We start from the raw sequence: 2709 nt of genomic DNA on the forward strand, positions 1-2709 counted from the left end.
TGGAGAGCAGCGCGAAGGCCGCGTAGATGACGTACGTCGCCGAGAGGTTCCAGTCGGCGAGGCTCGGGAAGCTGACGGTGATCGCCCAGTTGGCGATCCACTGGGCCGAGGCGGCGACGGACAGGGCCAGCGCGCGGATCCGGTTGGGGAACATCTCGCCGAGCAGGACCCAGACCACCACGCCCCAGGAGAAGGCGAAGCAGAGCACGAAGACGTGGGCGGCGACCAGGGCGACGGTGGCGTGGGTGTTGTCGAGGGTGGCGGTGGCGCCGGTGCCGTGCCGGTGGGAGAACGCCCAGGCGGCGGTGGCCAGCGCGGCCGCCATGCCGATGGAGCCGGTCAGGGCGAGCGGCTTGCGGCCGATCCGGTCCACCAGGGCCATCGCGATCACGGTGCCGATCACGTTGATGATCGAGGTGGAGAGGCTGATCAGCAGCGAGTTCGACTCGTTGATGCCGACCGACTGCCAGAGGAAGGAGGAGTAGTAGAAGATCACGTTGATGCCGACGAACTGCTGGAACACCGAGGCGCCGATGCCGACCCAGACGATCGGCAGCAGGCCGAAGCGGCCGCCCGTCAGGTCCTTGAGCCGGGGCTTGCGGCTGGACTCCAGCACCGCGCGGATCTCCGCCACCCGGGCGTCGAGGTCGACGTTCTCGCCCTCGACCTCGACCAGCACCTTGCGGGCCTGCGGCTCGCGGTGGTCGGCGATCAGGTAGCGCGGCGACTCCGGGATGGCGAGCGCCATCAGGCCGTAGACCAGGGCCGGGATGGCCTCGACGCCGAGCATCCACTGCCAGGCCTGGACGCCGCCGAGGTGGTTGGTCGACTCGCCGCCGGCGGCCTGGTTGAGCGCCCAGTTGGCGAGCTGGGAGACGGTGATGCCGAGCACGATCGCCATCTGCTGGAAGGAGGCGAGCCGGCCGCGGTAGGCGGTGGGCGCGACCTCGGCGATGTAGGTCGGCGCGATCACCGAGGCGATGCCGATCGCGATGCCGCCGATCACGCGCCACGCGGCGAGGGTCTCGATGTTCGGCGGGAACATCGAGCCGATGCCGCTGGCCGCGAACAGCACGGCGGCCAGCAGCATCGTGCGCACCCGGCCGAGGTGGTCGGCCAACCGGCCGGCGGCCACCGCGCCGGCCGCCGAGCCGAGCAGCGCGATGGCCACCACGAAGGCGGTGGTGCCGTGGCCCACGCCGAAGTGCTTCTGGATGCCCGTCACCGCGCCGTTGATCACCGCGCTGTCGTAGCCGAACAGGAAGCCGCCCATGGCGGCCGCGGCGGAGATGAACACCACGTGCCCGAGGTGGGCCTCGCCGGACACCCGTTGGCTGTGGATTGTGGACACGCGCGCTCCCCGAGGTGGACGGGCCGCTCCGACGGCGGAGTGGGACTCGTCTCACATTCGAGCAGCGTGACGGCCGCCCTGCCCGGGCTGGCGACCGATCGGGTGATCCCGGGTCAGCCGGCGGCGCGCGGCGGCGCGGTGCGTCGCCGGTGGCGGCGCAGCAACTGGGTACGGGCGGCGGCGTAGTCGTCGCGGCCGCGCCCGGGGCCGGCGGCGCGTTCGGCGAGGTGCTCGGCGATCGCGTACTGCGCCTCGGCGGGCTTCTTGTCGTCGTACTTGAACTTGGCGCGCACCTCGCGGACCGTCAGGCGGAGCCCGCGCAGGCCGGGCAGCAGGCGGGCGAGCTCGCCCTCGCCGGGCAGGACCCGGACCCCCGGGGTCTCCGGCTGGAAGTGCGCCAGCTGGCGGTTGAGGAGTTCCGCCTTGGCCTCCGCGGACTCGACCACCTCGGCGGTGCAGTGGAAGTGCACCGAGGCGTAGTAACTGGTGGGCGCGCTGTTCGCCTCCCGCCACTGGCTGGGGATGAAGGCGTAGCCGTCGGTGACCGCGAGGGTGACGTTCGGGTCGGCCCGGACGGCGGCCAGCAGGGGGTTGGGTGCGGCGAGGTGGAGCAGGATCTCGCCGCGTTCGGCGTCCAGCAGGAAGTGCGTCGGGACGAGCACCGGGCCCTCGCCGTCGCGGCCGTTGGCGGCGAGCAGGCCGAAGTCGCGGCCCTCGGCAAGCCAGGCGCGCCACTCGTCCTCGTCGCCGCGGTCCCAGGATCTGATCAGCATGCGGGCCTCCTCAGCGGGGGTAGCCGCGCAGGTGCGCGGGGAGCGGGACGGTGCTGCCGGGGTGCGGTTCGGGGGTGCCGTGCACGGTGGTGACCGGGATGAGCCCGGACCAGTACGGCAGGTCGGCGTCCTCGGGGTCGTCGCCGGCGCCGTCCGCGCGGGTCTTGGCCGAGACCTCGTCCAGCTCCAGCCGGATCACGGCGGTGGCGGCGAGCTCCTTGGGGTTGGCGGGGCGGACCTCGGCGGAGCGCCCGGGTACGGCGTGGTCGACCAGGGCGGCCAGCGCGACGTCCAGCTCCTCGGGGTCGGTGACCTGGTACGCGGTGCCGTGGGCGACCACCGAGCGGAAGTTCACCGAGTGGTTGAAGGCGGACTTGGTCAGCACCAGGGCGTCGACCTGGGTGACGGTGACGCAGACCGGCATGCCCTGCTCGCCGGAGGCGCCGCGCAGCGGGCGGCTGCCGGTGGAGCCGTGGACGTAGAGCCGGCTGCCGACCCGGGCGTAGATCGTCGGCAGGACGACGGGGGCGCCGTCGGCGACGAAGCCGAGGTGGCAGATGTAGGCGCTGTCGAGGATGGCGTGGA

The 2709-nt window shown here is 72.7% G+C and carries 3 protein-coding genes; all 3 read right to left on the reverse strand.

The window, feature by feature from the left end; all coding sequences use genetic code 11:
* The coding region (locus J0670_RS35225; RefSeq protein ID WP_307806833.1) for a sugar porter family MFS transporter at nt 1-1351 on the reverse strand (1351 nt) is incomplete at its 3' end.
* Between the two features lie 113 nt (nt 1352-1464).
* Nucleotides 1465-2124: an FMN-binding negative transcriptional regulator gene (locus tag J0670_RS35230; protein WP_207816607.1), complete on the reverse strand. Its 660-nt coding sequence runs from the start codon at nt 2122-2124 to the stop codon at nt 1465-1467.
* A gap of 10 nt (nt 2125-2134) precedes the next feature.
* A partial coding sequence (locus J0670_RS35235; RefSeq protein ID WP_207816610.1) for a pyridoxamine 5'-phosphate oxidase family protein occupies nt 2135-2709 on the reverse strand: 575 nt, incomplete at its 5' end.

The sequence above is a fragment of the Streptomyces sp. FH025 genome, assembly GCF_017427025.1.
In the GTDB taxonomy this organism is placed as follows: domain Bacteria; phylum Actinomycetota; class Actinomycetes; order Streptomycetales; family Streptomycetaceae; genus Kitasatospora.